This window comes from Shinella kummerowiae, assembly GCF_009827055.1.
In the GTDB taxonomy this organism is placed as follows: Bacteria; Pseudomonadota; Alphaproteobacteria; order Rhizobiales; family Rhizobiaceae; genus Shinella; species Shinella kummerowiae.
Map to the genome: position 1 here is coordinate 1 of NZ_WUMK01000033.1, position 1,321 is coordinate 1,321.

Consider the following 1,321-nt stretch of genomic DNA (forward strand, 5'->3'; position numbering starts at 1 on the left):
CCGCAGCGACACGCGCTTCTCAAGCTCGGCCGCCTGTTCTTTCCGCTCGCTGTAGCGGTCGGTGAGATAGGCGGAGGCATCGCGTGTAAGAATGGTGAACTTCACCAACTCCTCGCACACATCCACCACCCGGTCGTAATAGGACGAGGGCTTCATCCGGCCATCGGCGTCGAACTCCTGATAGGCTTTGGCGACCGAGGATTGGTTCGGGATGGTGATCATCCGCATCCAGCGGCCGAGAATGCGCATCTGGTTCACGGCATTGAAGGACTGGCTACCGCCTGAGACCTCCATGACGGCGAGCGTTTTGCCCTGCGTCGGCCGGACCGATCCGACCGAGAGTGGAATCCAGTCGATCTGGGACTTCATGATGCCGGTCATCGCGCCGTGGCGTTCCGGGCTCACCCAGACCTGCCCTTCCGACCATTGCGAAAGATCGCGCAATTCTTGCACCTTCGGGTGGCTCACCGGCGCTTCGTCAGGCAGCGGCAGACCCATTGGATCAAACATGCGAACCTCACATCCGAGCCGTTCGAGCAGCCGGCGGGCCTCGAATGCGAGCAGGCGGCTATAAGACACCTCGCGCAACGAACCGTAGAGGATCAGGATGCGCGGCTTATGCGTCGAGAATGCCGGACGCAGGGCGTCGAGATCGATCGAATGCAGGTGATCGCCCTGCAATGCGGGAAATGTGTCAGGCAATGCGCTTTCCTTCCTCATCGAGAACCTGTTCACCGTCCTCCTTGAAGAACGGGCCCATGAAGGTGTCGGGCAGGATGTCGAGCACCGCTTCGGACGGCCGGGCGAGCCTGGTGCCGAGCGTGGTCACGACGAAGGGACGGTTGATAAGGATCGGCGTTGCGATCATCGCGTCGAGCAACTGCTCGTCAGTCAGGTCTGGGTTGTCCAGACCGAGTTCGGCATAAGGCGTGCCTTTCTCGCGAATGGCTTCCCGAACGTTCAAACCAGCGTCCGCGATCATCGTCGCAAGCTGCTCGCGCGTCGGCGGGTGCTGCAAATACTCGATGACAACAGGTTCGATCCCGGCAGCGCGGATCAGCGCCAGCGTGTTGCGGGACGTCCCGCAGGCGGGGTTGTGATAGATGGTCGCGTCCATGGTCAGTGCCTTTCGGTGGCGGTGGTTCTGGAGACGGCGGGGGCGGCCTCGTACCAGTCCTTCGAGCGGTTCACGATCCAGACGACCGACAGCATGACCGGAACCTCAATGAGAACGCCGACGACGGTGGCGAGTGCTGCGCCGGACTGGAAGCCGAACAGGCTGATGGCGGCGGCGACGGCGAGTTCGAAGAAATTGCTGGCC

General features: G+C 62.0%; 3 protein-coding genes. All 3 read right to left on the reverse strand.

Features of this window, described 5'->3' with window-relative positions:
- Positions 1 to 720 (reverse strand): arsenical resistance protein ArsH (arsH, locus tag GR138_RS30105; protein WP_160862935.1); only part of this gene is annotated, 720 nt, incomplete at its 3' end.
- Positions 695 to 1,117 carry an arsenate reductase (glutaredoxin) gene (gene arsC, locus GR138_RS30110; RefSeq protein ID WP_160862936.1) on the reverse strand — a complete coding sequence of 141 codons (423 nt, stop codon included), beginning with the start codon at positions 1,115 to 1,117 and terminating at the stop codon, positions 695 to 697. The genes arsC and arsH, both read right to left, overlap by 26 nt.
- A gap of 2 nt (positions 1,118 to 1,119) precedes the next feature.
- A partial coding sequence (locus GR138_RS30115) for an arsenic resistance protein (RefSeq protein ID WP_420853741.1) occupies positions 1,120 to 1,321 on the reverse strand: 202 nt, incomplete at its 5' end.

Coding starts and splice junctions, on each gene's coding strand:
- arsC (WP_160862936.1), bottom strand. CDS start 1,117: ATGGACGCGACCATCTATCACAACCCCGCCTGCGGGACGTCCCGCAAC.